The organism is Longibacter sp., assembly GCF_051155795.1.
Taxonomy (GTDB): Bacteria; Bacteroidota; Rhodothermia; order Rhodothermales; family Salinibacteraceae; genus Longibacter.
The window spans coordinates 1-25,413 of the sequence record NZ_DAXETW010000013.1; the positions used below are offsets into that span (position 1 = coordinate 1).

Annotated in this window: 17 protein-coding genes and 2 pseudogenes; 17 read left to right on the forward strand and 2 right to left on the reverse strand. The window is 63.4% G+C overall.

Features of this window, described 5'->3' with window-relative positions; all coding sequences use genetic code 11:
• Nucleotides 1-1,674, forward strand: a pseudogene (locus ACFCU0_RS02420) (glycogen debranching protein); the annotation flags it as partial.
• Nucleotides 1,675-1,813: 139 nt separating this feature from the next.
• The gene (locus ACFCU0_RS02425) at nucleotides 1,814-3,508 is read left to right on the forward strand and encodes a sodium:solute symporter (RefSeq protein ID WP_434972068.1); all 1,695 of its coding nucleotides are present in this window, start codon (nucleotides 1,814-1,816) and stop codon (nucleotides 3,506-3,508) included.
• 79 nt (nucleotides 3,509-3,587) lie between these two features.
• Here ACFCU0_RS02425 and ACFCU0_RS02430 read toward each other — a convergent pair whose 3' ends face one another.
• Nucleotides 3,588-4,685 carry a glycosyltransferase gene (locus tag ACFCU0_RS02430; protein ID WP_434972069.1) on the reverse strand — a complete coding sequence of 366 codons (1,098 nt, stop codon included), beginning with the start codon at nucleotides 4,683-4,685 and terminating at the stop codon, nucleotides 3,588-3,590.
• A 298-nt stretch (nucleotides 4,686-4,983) separates the two neighbouring features.
• Between ACFCU0_RS02430 and ACFCU0_RS02435 the strand changes: the two genes are divergently transcribed.
• The 15 genes and pseudogenes from ACFCU0_RS02435 to ACFCU0_RS02505 all read left to right on the forward strand — a co-directional run.
• Complete coding sequence (locus ACFCU0_RS02435) at nucleotides 4,984-5,784, forward strand: CDP-alcohol phosphatidyltransferase family protein (protein ID WP_434972070.1); 801 nt, start codon at nucleotides 4,984-4,986, stop codon at nucleotides 5,782-5,784.
• A gap of 100 nt (nucleotides 5,785-5,884) precedes the next feature.
• Nucleotides 5,885-6,859 (forward strand): signal recognition particle-docking protein FtsY, encoded by a 975-nt coding sequence (gene ftsY / locus ACFCU0_RS02440; RefSeq protein ID WP_434972071.1) that lies wholly within the window; start codon nucleotides 5,885-5,887, stop codon nucleotides 6,857-6,859.
• A gap of 352 nt (nucleotides 6,860-7,211) precedes the next feature.
• Complete coding sequence (gene fmt, locus ACFCU0_RS02445) at nucleotides 7,212-8,168, forward strand: methionyl-tRNA formyltransferase (protein WP_434972072.1); 957 nt, start codon at nucleotides 7,212-7,214, stop codon at nucleotides 8,166-8,168.
• 195 nt (nucleotides 8,169-8,363) lie between these two features.
• Nucleotides 8,364-9,644 carry a hypothetical protein gene (locus ACFCU0_RS02450; RefSeq protein WP_434972073.1) on the forward strand — a complete coding sequence of 427 codons (1,281 nt, stop codon included), beginning with the start codon at nucleotides 8,364-8,366 and terminating at the stop codon, nucleotides 9,642-9,644.
• Nucleotides 9,645-9,693: 49 nt separating this feature from the next.
• Nucleotides 9,694-10,689, forward strand: a complete 996-nt coding sequence (locus tag ACFCU0_RS02455) for an AAA family ATPase (RefSeq protein WP_434972074.1) — start codon at nucleotides 9,694-9,696, stop codon at nucleotides 10,687-10,689.
• A 57-nt stretch (nucleotides 10,690-10,746) separates the two neighbouring features.
• The gene (gene hprK / locus ACFCU0_RS02460; RefSeq protein ID WP_434972075.1) at nucleotides 10,747-11,742 is read left to right on the forward strand and encodes an HPr(Ser) kinase/phosphatase; all 996 of its coding nucleotides are present in this window, start codon (nucleotides 10,747-10,749) and stop codon (nucleotides 11,740-11,742) included.
• A gap of 663 nt (nucleotides 11,743-12,405) precedes the next feature.
• Nucleotides 12,406-13,437 (forward strand): M23 family metallopeptidase, encoded by a 1,032-nt coding sequence (locus tag ACFCU0_RS02465; protein ID WP_434972076.1) that lies wholly within the window; start codon nucleotides 12,406-12,408, stop codon nucleotides 13,435-13,437.
• 265 nt (nucleotides 13,438-13,702) lie between these two features.
• Nucleotides 13,703-16,297, forward strand: coding sequence for a BamA/TamA family outer membrane protein (locus ACFCU0_RS02470; RefSeq protein ID WP_434972077.1), 2,595 nt, complete (start codon nucleotides 13,703-13,705; stop codon nucleotides 16,295-16,297).
• 182 nt (nucleotides 16,298-16,479) lie between these two features.
• Nucleotides 16,480-17,061 (forward strand): Crp/Fnr family transcriptional regulator, encoded by a 582-nt coding sequence (locus ACFCU0_RS02475; RefSeq protein ID WP_434972078.1) that lies wholly within the window; start codon nucleotides 16,480-16,482, stop codon nucleotides 17,059-17,061.
• 244 nt (nucleotides 17,062-17,305) lie between these two features.
• Nucleotides 17,306-19,108: an ABC transporter ATP-binding protein gene (locus tag ACFCU0_RS02480; RefSeq protein ID WP_434972079.1), complete on the forward strand. Its 1,803-nt coding sequence runs from the start codon at nucleotides 17,306-17,308 to the stop codon at nucleotides 19,106-19,108.
• Between the two features lie 105 nt (nucleotides 19,109-19,213).
• Nucleotides 19,214-20,185: a ribonuclease Z gene (rnz, locus tag ACFCU0_RS02485; protein WP_434972080.1), complete on the forward strand. Its 972-nt coding sequence runs from the start codon at nucleotides 19,214-19,216 to the stop codon at nucleotides 20,183-20,185.
• 203 nt (nucleotides 20,186-20,388) lie between these two features.
• Entirely contained in the window at nucleotides 20,389-22,362 is a 1,974-nt protein-coding gene (locus ACFCU0_RS02490; protein ID WP_434972081.1) for an ABC transporter ATP-binding protein, read from the forward strand.
• A 267-nt stretch (nucleotides 22,363-22,629) separates the two neighbouring features.
• Nucleotides 22,630-22,965, forward strand: coding sequence for an arsenosugar biosynthesis-associated peroxidase-like protein (locus tag ACFCU0_RS02495; protein WP_434972082.1), 336 nt, complete (start codon nucleotides 22,630-22,632; stop codon nucleotides 22,963-22,965).
• A 52-nt stretch (nucleotides 22,966-23,017) separates the two neighbouring features.
• Nucleotides 23,018-24,157 (forward strand): arsenosugar biosynthesis radical SAM (seleno)protein ArsS, encoded by a 1,140-nt coding sequence (gene arsS / locus ACFCU0_RS02500; protein ID WP_434972083.1) that lies wholly within the window; start codon nucleotides 23,018-23,020, stop codon nucleotides 24,155-24,157.
• A 96-nt stretch (nucleotides 24,158-24,253) separates the two neighbouring features.
• Nucleotides 24,254-24,402, forward strand: a pseudogene (locus ACFCU0_RS02505) (methyltransferase domain-containing protein); the annotation flags it as partial.
• 90 nt (nucleotides 24,403-24,492) lie between these two features.
• Here ACFCU0_RS02505 and ACFCU0_RS02510 read toward each other — a convergent pair.
• Nucleotides 24,493-25,305 (reverse strand): tetratricopeptide repeat protein, encoded by an 813-nt coding sequence (locus ACFCU0_RS02510; RefSeq protein WP_434972084.1) that lies wholly within the window; start codon nucleotides 25,303-25,305, stop codon nucleotides 24,493-24,495.
• Nucleotides 25,306-25,413 lie beyond the last annotated feature (108 nt).

Here is a 25,413-nt window from a genome sequence, read left to right on the forward strand (position 1 = left end):
ATCTACCCGATCATCCGGCGGTCGGCGGAGGCCGATCAGCATGCTCTCTACGACGCCGAAACGGGCCTTGTCCACGGCGAGTCGTCGTTCATGGACTGGCGCGAGCAGTCGTACCCCGACTGGATGGACCCGCGCGACATCTACCTGTCGCAGACGCTCAGCACGAACGTCGTTCATGCACGAACGTATGGGATTCTCGCCGAGATGGCCGAGGAAATGGGGCGAAATGGCGATCGCTGGCGGGAGATCGCCGGCTCCATTCGCGACGGCATTAACGAGCATCTCTGGCTCGACGATCAGGGCCTCTACACCGAGTTTCGCTACGGCCGCAATGCGTACTCGACGGTTCCGCGGACAGAAGCGCTGGGGTCGGCGCTTGCCATCCTGAGCGGGGTCGCGCCCGAGTCCCGTCGCGAGGGCATGGCGAGGAATCATCCTGTCGTGGAGTTTGGCGTGCCGAGCTTCTGGCCCTACATTCCGGACATTCCGCCCTATCACAACGCCGGCTACTGGCCGTTCGTCGGGGCGTACTGGACCTGGGCGAGCGCCGAAGCGGACAACACACCCGGGGTCGAGCACGGCCTCGGGACGATGTACCGCGCCGCCGCCCTGTTCCTCACCAACAAAGAAAACCTGGTCGCGCAGACGGGCCACTTCGAGGGGACGCAGATCAACTCGGACCGGCAATTGTGGAGCGTCGCCGGGACGCTGGCGTCCGTGTACCGCGTGCTCTTCGGCATGCGCTTCGAACGCGAGGGGCTCCGCATCCGGCCGTTCATTCCGGAAGGCTATACGGGCACGCGGACGCTCCGGGGGGTCACCTATCGAGAGGCGACACTGGATATCACCGTCCGCGGGCATGGATCCCGGATCGTGCAGATCACCCTCGACGGGGAGGCGCTCGACGAGCCGGTGATCCCGGCGGACCTGACCGGCGAGCATGAGGTCCGCGTGGTGATGAACGGCGGCCTGCCGAACGGGCAGATGCGCCTGGTGGAGAACCGCTACACGCCCGCTACTCCGGACGTGGAGCGCGATGGCGACAGGCTGATGTGGCCTGCCGTGGACGGAGCCGTCGCGTACCGCGTCGTCCGCAACGGCGAAACCATCGATACGGTGGAGGAGCCGCGGTTCCGTCTACCGTCGAGTGCACCGGGCGCGCTCCACGAGTATCAGGTTGCCGCAGCCGGGGAGGAGGGACTCGAGTCGTTTCTGAGTGAGCCGCTGCGCGTCGTGTCGGAGGATGCTGTCCGAACAATTCCTGCCGATGTGTTCGGTCAGGCCCTCGCGACGACCGATCCCGGGTTTACCGGAGATGGCTATCTGCCGCTATCGAAATCCGAGAATACGTCCGTGGAGGTCGACGTGACGGTGGAGGAGTCGGGCATGTACGCTATCGACGTCCGGTACGCGAACGGGCACGGCCCGGTGAACACGAGCAACAAGGCCGCGATTCGGACGCTCCAGCTGGGCGGGACACGAGACATCATCGTAATGCCGCAGCGGGGGGCCGGCGTGTGGAACGACTGGGGATACAGCAACCCGGTTCACGTACGGCTGCCTGCGGGGACCCACACCCTCCAACTTCGCTACACGGATCTCGATGAGAATATGAACCGCGAGACCAATGCGGCGCACCTTGACCACGTTCGAATCACCCGGGTCGGACTGTAGGGACGGTGACGTGATCGTGTGCTGATGCGTTAATGTGTTTTTCTGTTGATGCATGGGTACCGGTCGTCCTGCCGTTTCAGTCCGATAACCCGCATCCCTCATACCCCTTTCCTCACCCCTCGCCAAATCCCTCAGCAACATGGATCTTTCCCTCGGTGCGCTCGACTGGACGGTCATCGCCCTGTACTTCCTCATCGTCTTCGGTGTGGCGGGATGGGCGACCTGGACGGAGCGGCAGGGGGAAGAGTCGTCTGTTGATTACTTTCTGGCCGGGCGAAACGTCGGATGGTTCGTCGTCGGCGCCTCGCTATTCGCCTCCAACATCGGGTCGGAGCACCTCATCGGGCTTGCCGGCACCGGGGCCAGCAGCGGCGTTGCCGTGGGGCAGTTCGAGGTGATGGCTTCGCTCGTCCTGCTCCTCCTGGGCTGGGTGTTCGTGCCGTTCTACGTCAAGAGCGGCGTCTACACCATGCCCGAGTTTCTCGAAAAACGGTACTCCTCCACCGCACGGTGGTATCTGGCGGCGATCTCGATCATCGGCTACGTACTGACCAAAATCAGCGTCACGATTTACGCCGGCGGCGTCGTCTTCGAAGCAATCGGGGTATCGTTCTGGACGGGTGCGCTGATCGTGGTGGGGGTGACGGGCGTGTACACCGTCCTTGGCGGCCTGCGCGCGGTGCTCTACACCGACCTCATGCAGGTCTTCGTGCTTATCGGGGGGGCCCTGTCCGTGACCTTGATTGGCATCTCCGAACTCGGCGGATGGGGCGCGCTGACCTCGACCGTACCCGGCTCCTTCTTCGACATGTGGTTGCCGAGCGACGACCCCAATTTCCCGTGGACCGGCATTCTCTTCGGCGCGCCAATTCTGGGCGTCTGGTACTGGTGCACGGACCAGTTCATCGTACAGCGGACCCTGTCGGCGAAAAACGTGGACAACGCCCGCCGTGGGTCGATTTTTGCCGGATACCTGAAGCTGCTTCCGGTCTTTATTTTCGTGATCCCGGGCGTCGTCGCATACGCCCTCCAGCAGCAGGGGTCGCTTCAGCTCGAAGCCAGTGACCAGGCGCTGCCCGTGCTCGTCGGCACGCTGCTCCCGATCGGTCTGCGCGGCGTCGTGGTCGCCGGCCTGCTGGCCGCGCTCATGTCGTCGCTCTCGTCCGTCTTCAACTCCTGCTCGACGCTGGTCACGTGGGACGTCTACCGCGAGCTGAAGCCGGACGCCTCCGAGCGGCAGCTCGTCTGGGTGGGACGCATCTCCACGGTCGTGCTGACGATCCTCGGGTTGGCGTGGATTCCCTTCATGCAGAACGTGAGTGAACAGCTCTACACGTATCTGCAGAGCGTTCAGGGCTACATCGCGCCCCCGATTGCAGCGGTTTTTCTGATCGGAATCTTCTGGCGGCGGGTCAACGCGAACGGGGCCGTCACGACCCTGCTGTCCGGGCTCGTCCTTGGCGGCACGCGGCTCGTCCTCGAACTCATCAACGGAGCGGACAAGGACGGCCTTCCCGCCGGAACGTCCATCGAGTGGATCGCCGAGATCAACTTCCTTCACTTCGCCATTCTCCTGTTCGTCGTGTGCGTGGCTATTCTTGTCACGGTCAGCCTTCTGACGCAGGCTCCCGCGCCGGAGAAGGTGCGCGGGATCACGTACGGCACGGCGGAAGAAGGAGACGTCGGAGCAGACGAGGAAGCCGAGCCGGCGGCCATGGCCGCTGCAGACGCCGAGGAGGGAGAACTGAGCACCGCCGGGTGGCGACGCGTCGACCTGTGGCTCACGGTCGGACTCCTCCTCGGGGTTGCGGCGCTCTGGCTCTACTTCAGCTGATGCAGGACGTCGCGCCGGAATGACAGCCTCGTTCGGGGGGAACGGGTCGTTACTGCCCCAACGGGCGGGTGCGCCGCGATCAGCGCCGCCACGTGTCCGGGGGGCGGAGAAGCCCCAGCGGGACGAGAGACACGTGGTAGAGTGCTATGAACGCCTCGCCGACGACGAAGAAGGCAGCCAGATCATCCTCCCCGTACGTTCGTGCGGCTTCCCCGATCACGAGGCTGTGAAAGAGAAGCCGGGCGGAGAGAAGGCCGATGCCGAGCGACCCGAGCACCAGCGGAGCCAGCCAGAGTACGACGTGCGATCCGTGGTAGAGCGTCAGCAGGAAGCCGGTCACCCGGTCGTAGGCCCGGCCGGCGGAGACGTGGCGGCGCTTCTGTCGAAACCACGACCGCCAGCGTCGCGGCGCCGGGGTGGGGACGAATGTACCGGGCTCGACGAGGGGGCGAACGCGGGCGGCGCCCGTCCGGCGGACGGCCTGAACGAAGAGATCGTCGTCGCCGCTGAGCAGGCTCTCGCCACGGATGTCTGCGCGGGCGGCCTCGTAGACCGCTTTCGGCATGCTGAGGTTGCGCCCGACGGCCATGTACGGATGTCCGAGAGCCGCTGCGGCAGCCGTCAGAGCACCGGTATGCCACGTCTCGTAGCGGCTCCACAGGCCGAGAAGGCCCGACCCCGACACGAACGGACTGTACCCCATCCACACCGTCGGCGTGTCGCTCGCAGCGTGGGCGACGGCGATGCCTTCTGCCCAGGTCGGAAGGGGCCGGCAGTCGGCGTCCGTGTGCGCGATCAGAGCGTGCGATGCGGCCTCGATTCCCTCGGCCAGGGCGGCCTTCTTGTTTGGCCCCGTCGGGCCGCTTCGTGTCAGGACGCGGGCGAATGGCCGATCCTGTGCCCAGGCTCGGAGCACGTCACCGGTCGCGTCCGTTGATCCGTCATCCACCAGCAAAACTTCGATGGACGGGTGCGTCTGTGCCGCTAGCGCCTCGAGAAGGGAGTTAACGGCTTCCTCCTCGTTATGAAGCGCAATGACGATCGAGAGTGGCGGCGTGTCGACCGGCCCATCGCTCTCCGGAAGGGGTCGGTTCCGTCGAGACCGCTTGAGACCGACAACGATCGCGGCGATATAAACGAGCTGGACGAAGAACGCGAAGACAAAGAAAAGCGTCACTACACGAGCCGGAACGGTGGGCGGGGAACGAGGTGGAACCGAGCCGACCGTAGGATAGCTATCGCCGGCGCCAGAATCGACCCGACGGGTCGTGAAGCGAGGGTTAGCCGAACGTATTTCCGGTGGATTTCGCCGTAGGAGCCCGGTCTACCGTTGGCGAATAAACCCTCGCATCGATACGTTGTATGCGATATGTGCAGACCGGATAGACGCGCCCTGCGCATTTCACTCACAACCTGTTCTTGGCCGTGCGGCACGGTTCCGCACGCGGCCTTTCTGTCGATTCCGCTCGGCCTCCATGTCCATCCCGCATATTCAACGCTGGCCCGACCTGGGGAAATTTTGGACGATCCCCAATGCGCTGAGCCTGTCGCGCCTGGCGCTCGTCGTGCCGATCACGGCGCTGCTCTGGCAGGATGGATCGCTCAACTGGCTGTTCGGCCTCGTGATCGCCGCGATCCTTACCGACTGGTTCGACGGGCGCGTCGCACGCTGGCTCGACACGGAGTCCGAGTGGGGGAAGGTGCTGGACCCGATCGCGGACAAAATCGGAGCCATCGCAACGGTCTCCGCTCTCACGTTTCGATCGGCCGATCCGACGCTTCCGTTCTGGTTCTTCGGGGCGTTGATGTCGCGGGACGTGTTGATCCTCGCGGGAAGCCTTCTGATCGTTCGCCGCTCCGGCCACGTCGCCGCGAGCGTTTGGGCCGGCAAGGCTGCGACGTTCTGGCTTGCCGTGACGGTGCTGGCGGCGGTCCTGAAAGCGGATCCGCCGGTGCTGCAGTTCTGCGTCTGGATGACGACGGCGCTGCTTGTCATCTCCTTCTTCGTGTATCTCGTGCGGTACCTGAACGCTGCACGTCGCGAGCCCCCGCTCCCCAACCCGCCGTCCCTGTCCGGGATTCATGCGCAGGATACAACCCGGCCTGCCGGACACGTTTCGCTCGATGCGGCGTCGGACGACATGGAGCCTCTGCAGGACCCCCCGGACGATCTAACCGATCCGGCCAGTCGCTCCGGCGACGGCGAACCGGGACGAACGCCGGAAACGCCGGCCGGGACCGATGCCGGCCCTGCGTCACCGTCGTCCCATTCCTGAGCGCGGCCTTTTCCTGAGCGCGGCCTTCCGGTCGGCCGCATCCCTCGTCGATCGCGCTGCGACCGCTTTTTTTCGGACTTGTTTGCTAACTGCACCGCTTATGGGCATTCTCGACCGCTTTATCAACCGCAATGATGAGGAAGAGCAGGAAAAGCTTGATGAGGGGCTGGAAAAGACCCGGTCGAGCTTTTTCGGCAAGATCGACCGCATGGTTCGCGGCAAAGATGAGGTCGACGCCGAGGTCCTGGACGAACTCGAGGAAATCCTCGTCACGAGCGACGTGGGCGTGAAGACCACGCTCGACATCATCGACCACGTCGAGGCTCGCGTTCAGGAGGACCAGTACGTCTCAACCAAGGAACTGAACCGCATCATCCGCGACGAGATCGCTGCGCTGATGCTGGACGACAGCCGGGAGCGCCCGGCCGACTTCGACGCCGACCTTCCGAACAAGCCGCACGTCATCATGGTCGTCGGCGTCAACGGTGTCGGGAAAACGACGACGATCGGGAAAATGGCGTATCGCTACAAGAAGGCCGGCAAAGACGTCGTCCTGGGCGCGGCGGATACCTTCCGCGCTGCTGCGATCGAACAACTGGACGTCTGGGCGGAGCGCGCCGGCGTGCCGATCGTCAAGCAGAAGCACGGAGCGGATCCTGCCGCCGTCGCGTTCGACTCCGTAGAGGCCGCCCGGGCCCGGGATGCCGACGTGGTGATCGTGGACACGGCCGGTCGACTCCACACCAAAGGCGGGCTGATGGACGAGCTGTCCAAAATCAAGCGCGTCATGGGGCGCAAAGTGACCGGCGCCCCGCACGAAGTTCTTCTCGTCCTCGATGCCTCCACCGGCCAGAACGCGATCCGACAGGCTGAAGAGTTCACCGAGAGCGCAGGGGTGACGGGACTCATCCTGACCAAGCTGGACGGCACAGCCAAAGGCGGCGTCGTCATCGGCGTGTCCCATCAGTTCCAGGTGCCCGTCAAATACATCGGCGTCGGCGAAGACATCGACGACCTCCAGGTGTTCGACCGCAAGGGCTTCGTAGAGGGGATGTTTAAGGGCGTAGAGGTATAGGCGAATCGAAGGTTTCCAGGTGTTGATGGGTTGGCGTACAGATGTTTTGGTATGTTGATATGTCAAGCTGTTTGGGTGTTCTGTAGTTGGTGTTTTGTTTGTTGGATTAATGTTTGACGGATGGCTCCACCCGGGAGGGCACTGACTCGCGGAATCGTTGGGGGCCAACGATCCAATGCCCAACGATCCAACGCCCAATGATCCAGCGCAACCGTCCGAATCCGCGTGACGCCCCTCCCCGGCATGCTAGAGTAGGTTAGGGCGATCTCCTCAAGAAAAGCCGCCAACCCCGGCCCCCCGTCCCTCTCTCCCTTTCCCCCTCTCTCCCTTTCCCCCTTTCCCCCGTCCCGCCATGCGTATCATCTTCATGGGCACACCCGAGTTTGCGGTGCCGTCGCTCGAACACCTCTGTGACGCCGGGTACACGCCCATTGCGGTCGCCACCGGTCCCGATCGGGAGCGGGGGAGAGGACAGAAGGTGTCGCCGACGCCCGTCAAGAAGGTCGCGATGGAGCGCGGCATCAACACGATCCTCCAGCCAGAGTCCGTCAAGGACGAGGCCTTCGCTGCGTCGGTCGCGGACCTGCGCCCGGATGTGATTGCGGTTGTGGCCTATCGCATTCTTCCGCCGTCGGTCTACTCGACGGCGTCGATGGGGGCGTTCAACTTGCACGGATCGCTCCTTCCCCGATACCGGGGTGCGGCGCCGATCAACTGGGCGATCATGAATGGAGAAACCGAGACGGGCGTGACGACCTTTTTCCTCCAGGAAAAGGTGGATACCGGTGATGTGATCCTGAAGCGCCGCATGCCGATTGAGGAGAACGAGACGGCTGGCGAGGTGCACGACCGCATGATGGTTCTCGGCGCCGAGGCGGTGGTGGATACCGTCCGTCAGATTGATGAGGGAACGGTGGAAACCTCGTCCCAGGACGACACGGCGGCGACGCCCGCACCGAAGATTTTCACCGAGGACTGCGAGACGTCCTGGTCCCGCTCCGCCCCGGACGTTCACAACCACATTCGCGGCCTGTCGCCCTACCCCGGGGCGTGGACGCTTCACGGGGGTACCCGGCTGAAGCTGTACCGCTCCCGCGTCGCCGGATCCGATTCGGACCTACCGGAGAATGGCGTACCCACAGACGCTGCGCCGGGGACCGTGCTCCGGGCGGACGATCACCTGGTCATCGCCTGCGGTGACGGCGCCGTCGAGATCATGGAACTGCAGCAACCTGGTAAACGCCGTCTGAGCGCGACCGATTTCCTGAACGGGTACGACCTGTCGCCGGGTGATCGCCTCGGACATTGAGGCGTGATCCGATGTGCACGTCCGGCCTCGAGACGGGGAGCGAATCGAAACAATCGCGTGCTGCTCCGCGCGCCGCGGTAGGACGCGTCGGCGTAAAGGTTGCATGTGAGCCGGATGCCGTCTACCCTACTCTTCCATACCAGCCGGCGGCTCCTCGCCCGTCCGGTTGTTGACCTGCTCGAATGACTGCCCTCCATGCATAACGCTGCCTCCCCGACGTCATCCCTGCCCCCGTTCGTTCGCACCCCGTCGTCGAAATCTCCGGGACGGGGTGTAGAAGCCGCGCCCCGGTTGCTCGAGGCATGCTTCGGCTCGGCGGAAACAGCGATTCGCCAGGCGACGGTCCCCGGCGTGGTAGATGTCCAGGCCGCCCAGACGCACTACTCGACCGGCTTTGCGCTCCTCATGCCCATGTCGGCGTCCGTGACCGTTGCATGTCGGCCGTCCGACGCCACCACCTCCCGCATCGTGTTTGCCGCGGACGCCGGCCCGTGGACGGCGGCGTCGGGTCCCGACGATCCGCCCGGTGCAGATGCTCCCGCGTGGCACCGTCTCCTGCATCACCTGCTGTACGGCCATGAGGAGGAGATCCCGCCCGGCTGGACGCCATCGGCGGACAACAATCCGCCGCCATCCTACGACGTGGCCGTGGTGAGTGGTATCCCCGGCTCCGCACAGGACGCCTACTTCGCCGCGCTGGCCCTGGCGGTCGCCCGCGCCCTGGAGCGTGCGCCGCAGAGGCCCGGGACCGACGAATCCGGCATCTCCCGGGTCCGGTCGGACGTGCTGCCGGCACTGCGAGGCGCCATCGAGACGGCGATGGATCGCCCGACCAGCATCGCGTCGCTCATCGCCTCCCACGCCGGTGGCGACGCCCCCTTCACACTTGTCGATACGGGAACGTTCGAGTTTTTACCGGTGCAGACGGACGCACGCGAGGCACTGGACTGGGCAGTGATCGATCCCGGTCGGCCCGCACCCCGCCCCCCCGAGTGGCATCGGGACGTGCGAAGCCGCGCCGACGAGGCGCTCGCCATCCTTCGAGAGCGAGGGTTCGACGGTCTCCGATCGTTTCGCAACGTGGAGCATCGCGACCTGAAGCGTGCGCTCGACCGTCTCCCGGAGGAACTCCAACCGGTGACCCGCCACCTCGTCACCGAAAACCGACGCGTGCAGAAGCACGTCGCCGCGATGCGTCGTGGCGACTGGCAGATGATCGGCGCCCTGCTGCTCATGTCGCACGCGTCGCTCCGGGACCACGTGGAAGGGACGACACGACTGGCCGACGAGGTCATCGAGGCCGTGGAATCCATCACGCTCAAGGGCGTCTACGGGGCCTGCATGACGTCGCGAGACGGTCTCATCCTCGTGACCGGCCGGCCCCATGCCCTTGACGATCTTCTCGGCACCATCCCGGACGCCGTTTCCCGTGCCGCGGACGACGCGGGGGCCGACCTTCACACGCTCCGGCCGTAAGCCGCCCCTTCTCGATCCCTGTTTTTTATACCCGGCCGTTTCATTGTCCATGCCCGACTTCGACCTGTCCTACGTGAAAGACCGGATCGCGACGGAAAGTGCGTTCGTCGACGATCTGATAAGTGAGATCAGCCGCGTCGTCGTTGGGCAGCGCTACATGGTGGAACGGCTCCTGATCGGACTGCTCGGCGACGGCCACGTTCTGCTTGAGGGCGTGCCCGGTCTCGCCAAGACGCTGACCGTTCGAGCACTTTCCGACGCCATCGGCACCGGCTTTCAGCGAATCCAGTTCACGCCCGACCTCCTCCCGGCCGATCTCCTCGGCACGCTGGTCTACAACCAGAAGGAGGGAAGCTTTTCCATCAAGAAAGGGCCGATCTTTACCAACGTTATCCTCGCCGACGAAATCAACCGGTCGCCGGCGAAGGTTCAAAGTGCCCTTCTGGAAAGCATGCAGGAGCGTCAGGTCACCATCGGCGACACCACGTTTGCGCTCGACGACCTGTTTCTCGTTCTGGCGACGCAGAACCCGATCGAGCAGGAGGGAACCTACCCGCTCCCGGAAGCCCAGGTGGATCGCTTCATGCTCAAGATCCGCGTCCAGTACCCGTCGCGGGACGAAGAGCTCGAAATCATGCGTCGGATGGCGAGGACCGGCGAGCAGCCCGACATCCGACCGGTCGCCCGACCGGCGCAGATCCTGAATGCACGCGACGTGTTGAATGAACTCTACATCGACGAGCGCGTCGAGCAGTATATCGTCGACCTCGTCCTCGCGTCACGCGACCCCGCCGGGTTCGGCATGCCGGATGTCGAGCCGCTTGTACAGTACGGCGCGTCCCCGCGTGGCAGCATCAATCTGAACCTGGCGGCCCGTGCCCACGCCTTTCTGCGGCACCGGGCGTACGTCACGCCGGAAGACGTCCGTGCCGTCGCACCGGACGTGATGCAACACCGAATCGTGATTACCTACGAGGCCGAGGCGGAGGACGTCACGTCTGCCGAGATCGTCGACCGCATTCTCGACGCCGTCGAGGTCCCGTAGAAGGGCTTGACCCGGAACTGTCTCGTCGCTGCCGTTCCTTGACCGATTGACGCCGTCATGTTTCAGAAAGAATCGATTACGGTCGACTTTATGATCCGGAAACTCCGCGATCGCGTGGAGGTGGCGGTGGAATCGGTTAACGCCGTCGACGCGGATCGCGAGGTGACCGAGAGCAACCTTCACCGGCCCGGACTCGCGCTGGCAGGCTACGTCGACCTCTTCACGTTCCAACGCGTGCAGATTCTCGGCAACACGGAGCACCGGTACCTTCGCCATCTCGACCCGGCAGACCAGGAACAGGCGTTTCAGAACATCACGCAATTCGACCTGCCGTGTATTATCGGCACGGACGCCAATGAGCTTCCCACGCGTCTGGTGGATCTCGCGACGGATGCGGGGATCCCAGTGTACCGGACCGAGCTCCCGACGGTCGAGTTCATGGCGTCGCTACGGGCTTTTCTCGAAGACCAGTTCGCGCCGCAGTGCTCCGTTCACGGGTCGCTCGTGGACGTCTACGGCATCGGGCTTCTTCTCATCGGGAAACCGGGAATCGGAAAAAGTGAGGTCGCCCTGGACCTCGTCGAGCGGGGCCACCGGCTCGTTGCTGACGACGTCATCATCGCCACGAAGCGGGATGAGCAGATCCTGATGGGGGCCGGGACTGACCTCGTTCAGCACTTCATGGAGGTACGGGGGCTCGGGCTCGTCGACATCCGCTCGATGTTCGGCATCCGTGCGATTCGCTTTCAGAAGCGGATCGAGGTCGTGGTGAACATGCAGCTCTGGGATCCCGATAAGGAGTACACGCGCATCCACATGGTCGAGGATACCCACGAGATCCTGGGCGTGGATCTACCGATGGTGCAGGTCCCGATCACGCCCGGCAAAAACATCACGGTGATCTGCGAAGTGATCGCCATGAATTATCTCTTGAAGCATTACGGCTACGACCCCGCAGAAGTCTTCGGCGAGCGCCTGCGCGCCCGGATCCGCGACAACCCCGAAGGCGCGTCGCGACGTCGCGTAGAATATTTCGAGCAGGACTTTGAATGAGAAGGCATGCGTCCATTGTCGTCGGATAAATGCGAGATTTGGCGCGGTTAGTGATCATCCGATTGACTCCGTGAAGGTACCGCGAAAGGCGGGGGCTACATGCGCCCGTGGTTGAATTTTATAGCCGTGGTATGGTAGTTGCGACCTGTATTCCTGCAGTTGCAGACGGACCGCTTGGCCCAGCGTGTCGCACCACGACGTGTCTCATCGTGTCGGGAAACAGGATGAGCCGGCGTACAGGCGACCTTTTCGTATCCGTCGCTGCACTCGGCAGAGATCTATGCCTAATACTGGTTACAGATCTACGTGGATCGGTCGAGGACGGGTGATTTTTACTTTCGGTTTCGATCAAATGGTGCTCGCCCGTTGACTTATGCACTCGCTCCGGCTATCTTGGCGATCCGGATCAAATGCATACCTGGTTTAAGCGCATCGCATTCCGGTTTCTCGCTTTTCATTGGACCGCTCTCGTTACAGCCCACGGTGCTCCTTAAGCGCCTGGCACGAGAAGTACGGTTTGAGCGACGGTGAAAGCTACCGGTCCGCGATCCGTTCTCCGGACGGCGCCCATCGGTCGGCATTGAGCCCCGGCACCCTGCACGACGAGGTACGGCCCCCACGCATGTGGCACCGCGTCCACGCTACTGAACGTCTCCTCCTTCTATGAAGCAGAATACGCAATACCGCTACGACCCGGAAACCTGCTCGTTTGTCGAGATCGAGGAGGACCGGCGCGATGTTGTACGGAAAGTCGGTGTTGTTGTAGGTCTGGCTCTTGTCCTCGCCCTCGCCGCGGCCTGGATGATGGATCTGCACCTCATCCGAACACCGGAAGAGCAGGCGCTCCGATCCGAAAACGAAGTCCTGGAGCGACAACTCTCCCGCGTAAGCACCCAGATGTCGGCGCTGTCCGAAGAGCTGAGCCGCCTCTCCGAAAAGGATCGCAAGTTGTACCGGACGTTGCTTCAGATCGAACCCATTTCCGAGGACGTTCGGAAGGTGGGTGTTGGTGGGTCGGATGCTCACCGCGAGTTCGATCGCTTCGGAACACAGACCGCTGCCCTCCTCCGCGAAACGGCCTCCACCCTCGACCAGCTCGAGCGACAGGTGAGTCTGCAGGGCGCCAGCTATCGCGAGCTGACCCGCTTTGCCGAGCGTCGCGACCAGCGCCTGCTTGAGCTTCCGGCCATCCGCCCGACGGAAGGCCCGATCGTGTCCGGATACGGAATGCGACACCATCCCATCCTGAAGGTGCGGAAGATGCACGCCGGCGTCGACTTTCTCGTCCGCACGGGCACGCCCATCGTTACGACGGGAAATGGCATCATTCGGCGCGCGGAATACAGCCCAACGTATGGCAATTACGTCGACGTTCATCACAAGACCGCCGGGTACGTCACTCGGTACGCGCACCTGTCGGAGATTGAAGACGGGATTCGCCGCGGGGTGACCGTCAAACGCGGCGAGCGCATCGGCTACAGCGGTAACACGGGCCGGTCGACCGGTCCCCACCTGCACTACGAAGTCCGAGACGACAAGGGACGGACGCTCGACCCGATCGATTTCTTCGTACCGGACATGTCACCGGAGAACTTCTACCGGCTCGTCGAGCGAACGCAAGAGTACCAGAACCGCTTCGCGAGTCGGAAGGACGACGCCTCCGGGTCCGGACTTGCTCTCGACGCCGGCGGATGAGCATCCTCTCCGGTCCTGATAGGTAGACGAACGCCCCGGTCTCGATCGGGGCGTTTTCTTATGTCTGCACGTGCACATCCGGCGAGCCAGGGGCACAGACACACGCATCTTCACGCGGGTTCGGCGGAGCAATCGGCACGAAAGACGTGCTCGTTGCGTTACGTCGTCCCCGGCTGCATTGCCCGCACCGGTTCGTGTCTGTCCTGAACCCGTCGTTGTCCCGCCTCACGTCGGCTCGGGAGGGTTCGCTTCGGTTTCCCCGCGTATGAATTCGTTTTCCGTGGTTCGTCGACTGTCGCATGGTCCCGTCCGATGGCTGCTTGTGATCGGCATGGCCGTGCTCTGGGCTTTCGGTGCTGCAGCTCCGGTGACCGCCCAGGAAGACGCCGCCGCGGCGCAACCTGGCAGCGTCGCCCCCGTCGTTCGGAGCGTCTCCATCACGGGCAACTCGTTTTTCTCGGATAGCGAACTGAAACGACGCATCCGAACCGAGCCGAACCGCCGCATTCTCAGCATCCCCGGCCTGACGTGGTGGCGCTGGATCTACCAGCTTGGCGATTCCGGCGTCCTCGGGAAGCGCGTGGGCCGTGCGCTCAAAGAGAGCGGGGAACCGCCGGCGGTCCTGGACTCGACGTCGTTGAGCGATGACGTTGAACGGCTCCGTCTATTCTACGAACAGCAGGGCTTTCGCGATGCGGCCGTCGCGGTCGAGGTACGATCGACAGAGCGTCCCGACCGCGTGCGCGTCCTTTTCCGCGTCGACGCCGGCCGGCCGACGTATGTCCGCCAGGTTCGCTACGATGGCCTCGACATGCTGGCGGCGGCCGAGAAACGGCGGCTCGTGGATGATGCGGTGATCGAGCCCGGCTCCGTTTCGGACGACTCCCTGCTCGTTTACCGGGCGGATGACGTGCGATATTCAAAGCCGAAACTGCTCGAGGAGCGCGGGCGCCTGCTGACGTTTCTTCGGAACGAAGGATATGCTGCCGTTTCACGCGACAGCATCCGGGCGATCGTGTATCAACCCGCGCCGGACAGCTTCGACGTCACCTTTCGCGTTCGACCCGGGGAGCGCTATCGATTCGGATCGCTCTACGTCGGGATCGAAGGTGTGGAGCCGGAGGCGCCGCCCCGGACCGACACCCTGGACGTGGAGACCAAAGGCGTCGACCGAAGCATCGCCCCGGTCATCGTGGACATCCGCGAAGACAGCCGCATCGGGACGGGCGTCGTCCGCCGGGCCCTCCAGTACGAGCCGGGGGATGTATACGACCGCTCGAAGGTACTGGCGACGAAGCGGCGCCTTGAGGGGACGGGCGTGTTTACGTTTACGAACATCTCCACTGCGTTCGAAGACACGGTTCACGTGCGCGGAATCGAGGACCCGTTCCTGCCGCTACGCATCGATGCCAGAACCCGAAACCGCCATCGCGTCCGCGCGGAAACCTTCGTCCTGCAGCGCGACCCGACCGGAGATCCGACGACGACGGCCATTCAGAACGAGTTCGGCGTGGGAGTGGGATTGACGTACGAGAACGTCAACGCCTTCGGGGGGGGAGAAACGTTTCGTGTGAACACGTCCGGTTCCGTGGCGACGGGGCTCGACTCGACGATCGTCACGTCGGCTCAGTTCGAGGCGACGACCTCGCTTACGCTGCCTTACCTGCTGCGCCCGTTCCGTTTCTTCGAATCCGTTTACGACCTGCTGAATGCCCGGACCCGGCTTTCGCTGAGCTTTCTGACGGCTCGCCGCAACGACCTCGGGCTCCTCATTCGCGGGCGGGGCAGTGCTAGAATGCGTCTGGAGATGGAGCATACCCCGACGCTCGTTTCGCTGGTCGATGTGGTCGACGTCAGTCTGAGCAACCCGGACGCCCTCCCGCAATTCGAAGAGCGGTTCTTGCGTCGCGTTTTCGGCGATCCGGACGGCGGGGGGGGCATCACGGACCCCGTCCAGCGGACGCAGATCCTGGAGGACTACACCCAGCCGCAGGTGAATACGGCGCTCCGCTACACGCTGCGATCCGCGACGGCCAACCCGCTCCGCCGTGAGCAGGGGCACGTATACGAAGCCTCCGCGGAGGTGGGCAACCTGATCCCGCTCGCGCTGGACCGGTTCGCCTTTACGCCGGGTCAAGTTGAGTACAGCCTGCCGGGGCTGTTCGGGTCGAGCAGCGATTCCACCACGTCCGACGCAGCCGATGGGTTGCAGGGGGGCCGCCTGATCTACCGTCCCTACGCTCGCGCAACCCTCGACATCCGGCGCTATCACCCGCTGAGCCGCGGGACGACGTTCGCCTATAAGGTGTTCGGCGGGGCATCCATTCCGATTGCCGACCCGGACCGCGTTCCGTTTGACCGTCGGTTCTTCAGCGGCGGCGCGACGAGCGTGCGCGGCTGGGAGCTCCGGGCCCTGGGCCCCGGGGGCGCCTCCCTCGTGGCGGGTGACGGCAATCAGACGGCGACGGGGGACATTGCCAACATCCTCGGGGGAGACATCAAGTTTGAAACCAGCGCCGAACTCCGAACGGTCGTCTTCCGCAACATTCTCGGGGGGAACTGGGGCTTTGCGACGTTCGTGGATGCCGGGAATGTGTGGTTCGGGCCCCGCAATCCGGGGCTATCTGGCGATACGAGCCGGCCCGGGACCGACGGGCGCTTCCGTCTCCCGGAGGCCGTCGGCGAACTGGGCGTCGGGTCCGGCCTCGGCCTTCGCATCATGTGGGAATACCTCGTGGCGCGCCTCGACTACGCCTGGAAGATTCACGACCCGTCACCGGCAGAAAACGACGTGTTTCGCCGCAGCTTCGGAACGCCGGAAGCCCGGGTGCTTCATTTCGGAATCGGACACACGTTTTGAGGATGGTGGATGGTGGATTTCGTACCGAGGAATGGGACGGGGGCTTTCGGCGAGGAAGGGGTCCGATCCAGTACAAACGGGCCGGTGGGGTGGCTGAGGGAACGGGGAGACGCGGAAGATGTGTTGTGAGAGAACGCCATCTGCATTCATTGCTTCCTTTGCTCAACGGGTCGCCTTCGTCTATGTCAACCTTTCGAAATCTGGTGCGCGCCAGCGGCCGCGTAATGCGTCGCCTGTTTCGCCGCCGAATCGATGCGCGGACGCAGGAGATCGTCGATCTCGTGCAGGAGGTGTCGGCCTTCGAACACTGCTCCACCGCTGCTCTTTACGCGCTGGCCGAGGCCATGCACCGGCGTTCGTACCGGCGGGGCGAGGTGCTCTACTATGAGGGTGATCCCGGCCTCGGGCTCTACATTATCGAGCAGGGACGTATTCAACTCCGGTCCGAAGCCGAGCCCGGCGTCGCCCAACCCCTGCGCGACCTTCAACCGGGGGAGGCGTTTGGCGTGCTCTCCATCCTTGGCGATTTCGAGCGCCTCGAAACAGCAGAGACGCTTACGGAGGCACGCGTCCTGGGCTTCTTCCGGCCTGACCTTAAGAACATCATCAAACGAAACCCCTCCGCGGGCGCCGAAATCATGATGGCACTGTCCCGGTGGATTGGAGGGCAGCACCTGGAGCTCGTCCGGGTCGTCTCCGAACACAGCGGTCGCGACGTCGCCCTTCAGAACTACGCCGACGCCGCTACCGCCGTAGGGAAGTAGCCTTGCTACGTCTGTACGCTTGAAGGTGTGTATGTGGGTATGCTCGTAGGTGGCGATCGGGAGCGTGAGTGAACCCCCCCTGAACCTTGAACACTGAACCCTGAACCTACCTTCCGCATCTCGTCACGATCGGGTTCGGGCGGGTGGGACCTGGATCAGCCGGTCGGTGGTTTCGTAGCAGCACTCGACATTTTGGCCCTCTCCGCTTCCGTAAACGGGCTTCTTTGAACCTACTTTGATCTCCATGGGACCGCTATCCCGCCTGAACCACTACTTCTGGACGTACAAGTGGCTTTTTATTCCGGGGCTGCTGTGCACGATGGCGTCTGCCGGTTTCCAGATCAGCGTCCCGAGTGTCGTTCGTCAGACGATTGATTCCATTCCTCGCTTCGTTCAGGTCTATGGCGTGTTCGAGGGGACGGCCGTCCACGCACAGATCTACAGCTACCTGTTCGGGACGCTGCTGCTTTTTGCCGGGGCGATCATCGGTCTCTCGGTGATCAGCGGCCTGTTCATGTTTTTAATGCGGCAGACGGTGGTCGTCGCGTCCCGCCACATCGAGTACGACCTGCGCAATTCGCTGTATGACCATCTGCAAACGCTCTCGCCTCGATTTTACCAGGAGTACTCGACGGGAGACGTGATCACGCGGGCCACGGATGATATCGAGAAGGTCCGGCGCTACATCGGGCCGGCGATCATGTACGTCACCCGCTCGCTCGTGATGGTGCTCACGGCCGTCTCGGTCATGTTCATCATCTCGCCGAAGCTCACGCTCTACGCGCTGATCCCGATGCCGCTGCTCGCCGTATCCGTCTTCTTCATGGCGCGGATGGTGCACTGGCGCAGCGATCGCCTCCAGGAGCAGTACTCGAAAGTGACGAGCCGAGTACAGGAGGCTCTGGCCGGCATTCGCGTCCTGAAAGCCTATACGCGCGAAGACGCCGAGTCGGAGGCCTTCGATTCGGAGAGCGAGGAGTACAAGCGTCGGAACCTCGACCTGGCTCTCGTCGAGTCGGCCTGGCGTCCGGCGTTTCTCCTCATGGTCGGCATTTCGACGATCATCGTCGTTTGGATGGGCGGTCGTCTCGTGGCGGAGGGGACCATTACGATCGGGAATATCGTCGAGTACGTGCTCTATGTCAGCATGATGACGTGGCCGGTCGCCTCGCTCGGCTTTGTCATCACGATGATCCAGCGCGCCTCGGCGTCCGTCAGCCGCCTCCACCGGATTCTGGACACCACGCCTGACATCGCCGACGGACCGCAGACCGACGAGAGCATCACCGAGGTGCAGGGTCGGGTCACGTTTCGGAATGTGTCGTTCTCCTATGACGAGGAGCAGGAACCAGCGCTTCGAGACGTTAGCTTCGACCTTCTCCCCGATCAGACGCTCGCTATTGTCGGCCGGACCGGAGCGGGGAAGAGCACGCTCGTCGAAATGATCCCCCGCCTTCTCGAGCCATTGGAGGGTCGCGTCGAAGTCGATGGCCGAGACGTTCGATCGATCCCGCTCGAAACGCTCCGGGAGAGTATCGGCTACGTGCCGCAGGACGTCTTTCTGTTCAGCGACACCGTCGCAAACAACATTGCCTTCGGAAAGCTCGACGCCGAGGACCGCGAGATCGTCGAGGCCGCGGGGGAAGCCGATCTCCTAACCAACGTGGAAGAGTTCCCGAACGGGTTCGATACGTTCGTCGGCGAGCGGGGCATCACGCTCTCGGGTGGACAGAAACAGCGGACCTCCATTGCACGGGCCCTCATCCGCGACCCGCGCATCCTGATCTTCGACGACGCCCTGTCCGCGGTCGACACGGCAACGGAGCGAAATATCCTGCGGTCGCTCCGCGAGCGACAGGGAAGCCACACGCTCGTGATCGTTAGTCACCGGCTGAGTGCTGTCCAGGAAGCGGATCTTATCCTCGTCATGGACCAAGGAAAAATCGCCGAGCGTGGCACCCACGAGGAATTAATGGCGGAGAATGGCGTCTACGCGGACCTGTACGAGAAGCAGCTTCTGGAGGAAGAGATCGAAGCGTACGGGTAAGGGGGGACTGCAAGGTTCAGGGTTCAAGGTTCAGGGTTCAGCGGTCGGGGCCGTCCTTGAGAATCCACTCACGTACGCGCATCCAGACACGCCCCTGCGTCCCCCATGGAGTCGACTGTCATTCCCCTGGGCACCGCCGGTGCGATTCCGACGCGGGAGCGGCACCTGTCCGCGGTTGCGGTGCAGCGAAAGGGCCGGCTGTTGCTGTTCGACTGCGGGGAGGGGACGCAGTACCGTTTTCTTCATGCCGACCTTAACCGGGCGCGGGTGGATGCCGTCTTCATCACGCATCTGCATGGCGACCACCTGTACGGTCTCCCGGGCCTGGCGGCGACCATCGGCCAGTTGCAGCGAGACCGGGCCATGACGGTGGTTGGACCGACAGGGCTTCAGCGGTTTATGGCGGCTGCGGCCGGTGTCTCGGAGCAGGAGATGCCGTACGGGCTGGATGTAATCGAAGTGCAGCCTGCGTCGATGCAGGACGCTGTGTCCGTGTACGAGACCGACGAGTTCGTCGTCACAGCACGCCCGCTTGTGCACCGCGTGCCGACGGTCGGCTATCGCCTTGAGGAAAAACCACGGCGGGGCCGGTTTCATCCTGAGCAGGCCCGGGCGCTTGGCGTCACGGACCCTCACGACTACGGCCGGCTGCACCGAGGCGAGTCGGTCACGCTCCGGGACGGCACGACGGTCGACCCATCCCAGGTGGTCGGGCCGGTGCGACCGGGCGTTTCCTTTGCCTACTGCACCGATACCCGTCCCTGCGACGGCGGCCGGGCACTGGCAGACGCGGCGGACCTGCTCATCCATGACGCCACGTTCGCGCACGATCTGGTCGATCAGGCACGGGAGACCGGCCACTCAACCGCCCGCGAGGCTGCGTGCGTAGCGCGCGATGCCGGCGTGAACCGGCTCCTTCTCACACACCTGAGCGCGCGATATGAGGATGCCTCTGACCTTGTCGACGAGGGACGTTCCGTGTTTCCCTCGACGGACGCGGCGGTCGAGTTGCGCCGGTACGTTCTCGACCCGCGGGAGAAGTGGGGGGATGCTCCCACCGAGTCGGCATCACCGTGACGGCAACCGTGCCGCATAACCGCCTGCTTGCAGCCGGTGTCCGTTTGACGATCCCGTCCGGGACGCTGAACCCGTAATCAACCCGAAACGAACAAGGAGCGGACCGCGACCCACGCAACATGGACCGGAGGCTGTGAGTTGACGATTCCCTGTAGGCCCTGATGCCCTCCGCGCCGCGTTCTCCGTCCGTCCCGAACCGTACCTTGGCTTCCCCCAGCACCTCACACTCCAGCGACACCGACGAACGGTCCGGAACGGACACGACCGACGTGGACGTCAGAGAGATCGAGTCCACGAGCGATGCGGATGAGCATGATCCGTATGCGGACGAAAAGCCAAAAGATGACGGGTTCAAGTTCGACGGCCGCCTGATTCGCCGAATCGCGGACTACCTCAAGCCCTACACGGGCTGGGTTGCCCTGGCCCTCACCATCACGCTCGGCGCGTCGCTACTGGGGCCCATTCGTCCGTTGCTTGTGCAGCGCGCGATCGACAATTACATCGTCGTTGGCGATCTGGAGGGGTTGCAGACGATCATCCTTCTGCTGGTTCTCGCCCTGACCGGGGAAGGCATCCTGAAGTTCGCGGAAAACTACCTGACGCAGTACATCGGGCAACATGCCATCTACGACCTGCGGACGGCGGTTTTTCGTCACATCCAGAACCAGCCGCTTCAGTTCTTCGACCGGACGCCCGTCGGAAAACTCATTACACGGACGACGAGCGACGTCGAAGCGCTGAGCAATGTGCTGTCGTCGGGTCTTGTGGTTGTCATCGGCGATCTCCTCCGGATCGTCTTTATCGCCGCCCTGATGTTCTATATGAACTGGATGCTGGCGCTGATCACGCTCTGCGTGATGCCGCTGATGGTGTGGATCACGTTCTGGTTCCGGAAGCGCGTCCGGGTGCAGTACCGCGAGGCACGAAACCAGGTCTCCCGCCTGAATTCCTTCATTCAGGAGCACGTCACCGGCATGTCGATCGTGCAACTCTTTAACCGGGAGGAGGAGGAAATGCGCCGGTTCGAGGCGATCAACGATGAGCACCGGGGCGCGTGGATCCAGACGATCTTTTACTATGCCATCTTCTGGCCGTCCATCCAGATCATCTCCAACCTCGCCATTGCAGGCGTGCTCTGGTTCGGTGGTCTTCGAGCGATAGCCGGCAGCGCACTCACGCTGGGCGTCCTGTTCGCGTTTATCCAGTACGCCCGGATGTTCTTCGAGCCGATCCGCGACCTGTCGAATCAGTTTGACACGTTGCAGAGCGCGATGGCCGGAGCCGAGCGGATCTTCAACCTGCTGGACGACGACCGAAGCCTGCGGGACGCGGACGATCCGGTGGAGCTCGGCAACATCCAGGGTGCGATCGAATTTGAGAACGTATGGTTCGCGTACGAAGAACATGACGGGCAGCCGGACTGGGTCCTCCGGGACGTGTCCTTCCGTGTGGAGCCGGGGGAAACGCTGGCTCTGGTTGGAGCCACCGGGGCCGGCAAGTCGACCATCATGAACATTCTGCTCCGGTTCTACGAGGTCCAGCGCGGGCGCATCACGATCGATGGCGTCGATATCCAGGACCTGTCGCTCAAGGACCTGCGCCGGCACATCGGCCTCATCCCGCAGGACGTCTTCCTGTTCAGCGGGTCCGTCGAGCGCAACCTGACGCTCAACGATCCGGAGGTGACGGATGAGATGATGCGGAAAGCCGCCGCCGTCGTGCAGGCCAACGACTTTATCGAGAAACTGCCCAACGGTTACCAGCAGGACGTGAAGGAGCGCGGGGCGTCACTCTCGCATGGCCAGCGCCAGCTGCTCGCGTTCGTCCGGGCGCTCATTTACGACCCCGAGGTGATGGTTCTGGACGAGGCCACCTCAAGCGTCGACACGGAAACCGAGGAGTTGATCCAGGAGGCGCTCGAGCGGCTGACGGAAGGACGAACCACGCTGGCGATCGCGCACCGCCTCTCCACCGTTCAGGACGCTGACAAGATTCTTGTCCTGCACAAGGGCCAGGTCCGAGAGCGCGGAACGCACCACGAACTGCTCGCGATGGACGGTCTCTACCGGAAGCTGCACGACCTTCAGTACGCCGCCGACACCCAGGTTCACGGCGACGGCGAGGCGACGCGGGACATCCCCGCGGCACCGGCCACCCGCGAAGAGAGCCGTGCGTAGACCCGACACCGAGCGGGCGTCTCGACCGGGCGCCTCGAGCGGGCCTCTACCGCGCCGTGCATGTCTTGCGTCGCGCTTCCATCGATCGGTGCCAGCCTGCGGCCGTGCCTGTGGTGAGCACGACTCGGTCACAGTCTGAACTGGACAGCGGGAGGCCCGGACGGTATGTTGCATCGGGACGATGAGAGAGCGGCGGCTGTAACGTTTGCGCCCGCCAGTTCACAAAACGTCGTCCTTCCGCCATACCTCTTTTTCGCTGCTCGACTTATGTCAGACACGTACTACAGGCCGGACCACCTTCCGCGATTTGGCGACATTGAAGAAGGAAGTCCCGAGCTCGCCAGCAAGTTTTTCGAGTACTATGGCTCCGTCTTTGAGGACGGCGCCCTGACCGCCCGGGAGAAAGCCCTGATCGCGCTTGCCGTCTCCCACACGGTGCAATGCCCCTACTGTATCGACGCATACACCGACGAGTGCCTCGAGAAGGGAGCCGACCTCGAGCAGATGACCGAGGCGGTGCACGTCGCGACCGCCATTCGAGGCGGCGCATCGCTCGTTCATGGTGTTCAGATGCTGGATCAGGTGAAGGAGAAAATGATGTAGACGGTTGCCTCCCTCTTCGCCCCTGCCTGTGCGACTCTCGCTTCGCTAACGCATGTCTGAAGAACCCTTTATTCCACTCGACGTCATCGTTGGAGACGGTCACACCGAACGCGTGGACGGCCCACGGCCGACCACCAGCCTGCGGTATCGCCGCGAGCCGCTATCGAGCCCGTCTGAGCAATTCCGTGCCCTTCATGCTGTGGATGTCGACGGCGGCCCGACCGGGACCGGCAAGTTCAAGGCCGACCTCGCAGCCTCCGGCTGGGAGGACTTCCGACCGGACGAACTGGAGATTTTCCAGATCAATCTCGGGAAGCTCTGCAACATGACGTGCCGCCACTGTCACGTCGACTCCGGGCCGGACCGGACGGAGGAAAATATGGACCGCGAGACGGTCGACGCGTGTCTCCGGGCGATCGATCGCTCGGGTGCGCATACGGTGGATCTGACGGGCGGCGCGCCGGAGTTGAATCCCCACTTCGAGTATCTCGTCGAGGCATGTGTGGACCGCGGCCTCGATGTGATCGACCGGTGCAATCTCACGATTCTGACGACGCGACCGTATCAGCACCTCCCCGAGTGGTTCGCGGACCGCGGTGTCGAGGTCGTCTGCTCGCTACCGCACTACCGGGAGTTCAACACGGACGCACAGCGCGGGGAAGGGACCTACCGCAAGTCGATCCAGGCGCTGCACGCCCTCAACGAAGCAGGCTATGGCTACGACGATCCGGACCGGGTACTGACGCTCGTGACGAATCCGGTCGGCGCGTTTCTCGCCGGCAATCAGGCATCCCTCGAGGAAGAATGGAAGGAAGCCCTGCAGCGAAACCACGACGTCACGTTCGACCGCCTGCTTGCGCTCAACAATATGCCGATGTCTCGCTATCTGGAGTGGTTGCTCGAGAAGGGGCAGACGGAAGCCTACATGCAGCGCCTCGTAAACGCATTCAACCCCGGGACCATCGCCGGCTTGATGTGCCGCAACACGCTGTCGGTGGCGTGGGACGGGACGCTCTACGACTGCGATTTCAACCAGCAACTGGAAATGACGATGGACCTGCCGAACGGTGTGCGGCCGCAAGTCGACGACTTCGACCTGCAGGCATGGAAAGAGCACTCGATTCGGACCGAGCGTCACTGTTACGGCTGTACGGCGGGCGCGGGAAGCGGCTGCGGCGGCGCCATCGAATAAACCTGTACCAGATCTCCCAGACGTCCCCACCGTCCACGCCGGCGGGCAGACCTGGTACGGCGAGTCCCTGCAGGCGAGCCGTGACCTGGTGACGAGCGCGTGCTGAAGCCTGGGGGTGACATGGACGCTGCCGACATCTTCGCCGACCGGCGGTTCCCGATGCTCTTGTCCACGAGCCGGTGTTGCAGGGCGAGTGCATCGGCGGCGCCATGTACACAGAGGATTTCCGTCGGCTGATGCTTCGTTCGTAAAGAGCACCCACGTTACGACATTCGAAATCGACACTCCCCAATTCGCATTTTACCCTTCGACATTCGCCCTTCGCATTTCGCCCTTCAATAAAGCGCCATGTCGAAGCTGCGTCGGTACGACTGCGTCACCTCGTGGGCCGGCCCGAGGAGTGTGAAAAGAGCGATGCATCCGCGCCGGGGGCCGTCGTCGTCGTAATGGCGATTGACCTGCACGGCTTCGATGAGGTGCTCGGCTGCGGCCTCAAAGTCCTGCTGTGCAAGCGCGCGGGCTCCCTTCAGATACGGCTCTCGGGCCGGGTCGTCGGGCAATTCATCGGGAGTGCTGGCAATACCGACGAGATGAGCCACGGTCTGAACCGCTTCCCGCGTCTGGCGGAGCGTCGGTTCGGCAACGTCGGCGGCATTGGCGAGCATCTCTGCCCGCTCGGGGTCCTGAAAAATGAGCGCCCGGGCCATGATGACCTTCGCTTCCGGATGATCGCCGTTCTGCTCAACGACCCCTTCGAGGAGCGTGACGGCCTGGTCCTCGTCGCCGTCATCCAGCGCCTGCCGGGCCTCGCGAATGAGGTTCTTGGTCTCATTCGGCAGGTTTTCGTCCAACCACTTCTGCACCGCATGACGTGGGAGGGCGCCCGTAAACTCCGCCTCCACGGTGCCGTCCACGAACAGCTTAACGTTGGGGATGCCTCGGACGCCGTACTTCCGGGACGCGGTCGGGTGCTCGTCCGTGTTCACTTTTACGAGCGACCACCCCTTGCTGGTGTCGGCAAGTTCTTCCAGCGTCGGGCCGAGCTGCCGGCACGGCCCGCACCAGGGGGCCCAGAAGTCGACAAGAATCGGCTCGTCGTAACTGGCATCGATGACGTCCGTCTGAAAATCCTGTACTTCGTAACTCATGGCTCGATGATATCCGTCGAACGGGAGAGGAGGCACGACCGCCGCGGACGCCCTGTGTGATTCGCATCAACGAAAGCGTTCGGGTCTCGCGCCATTCACCCGTATAGA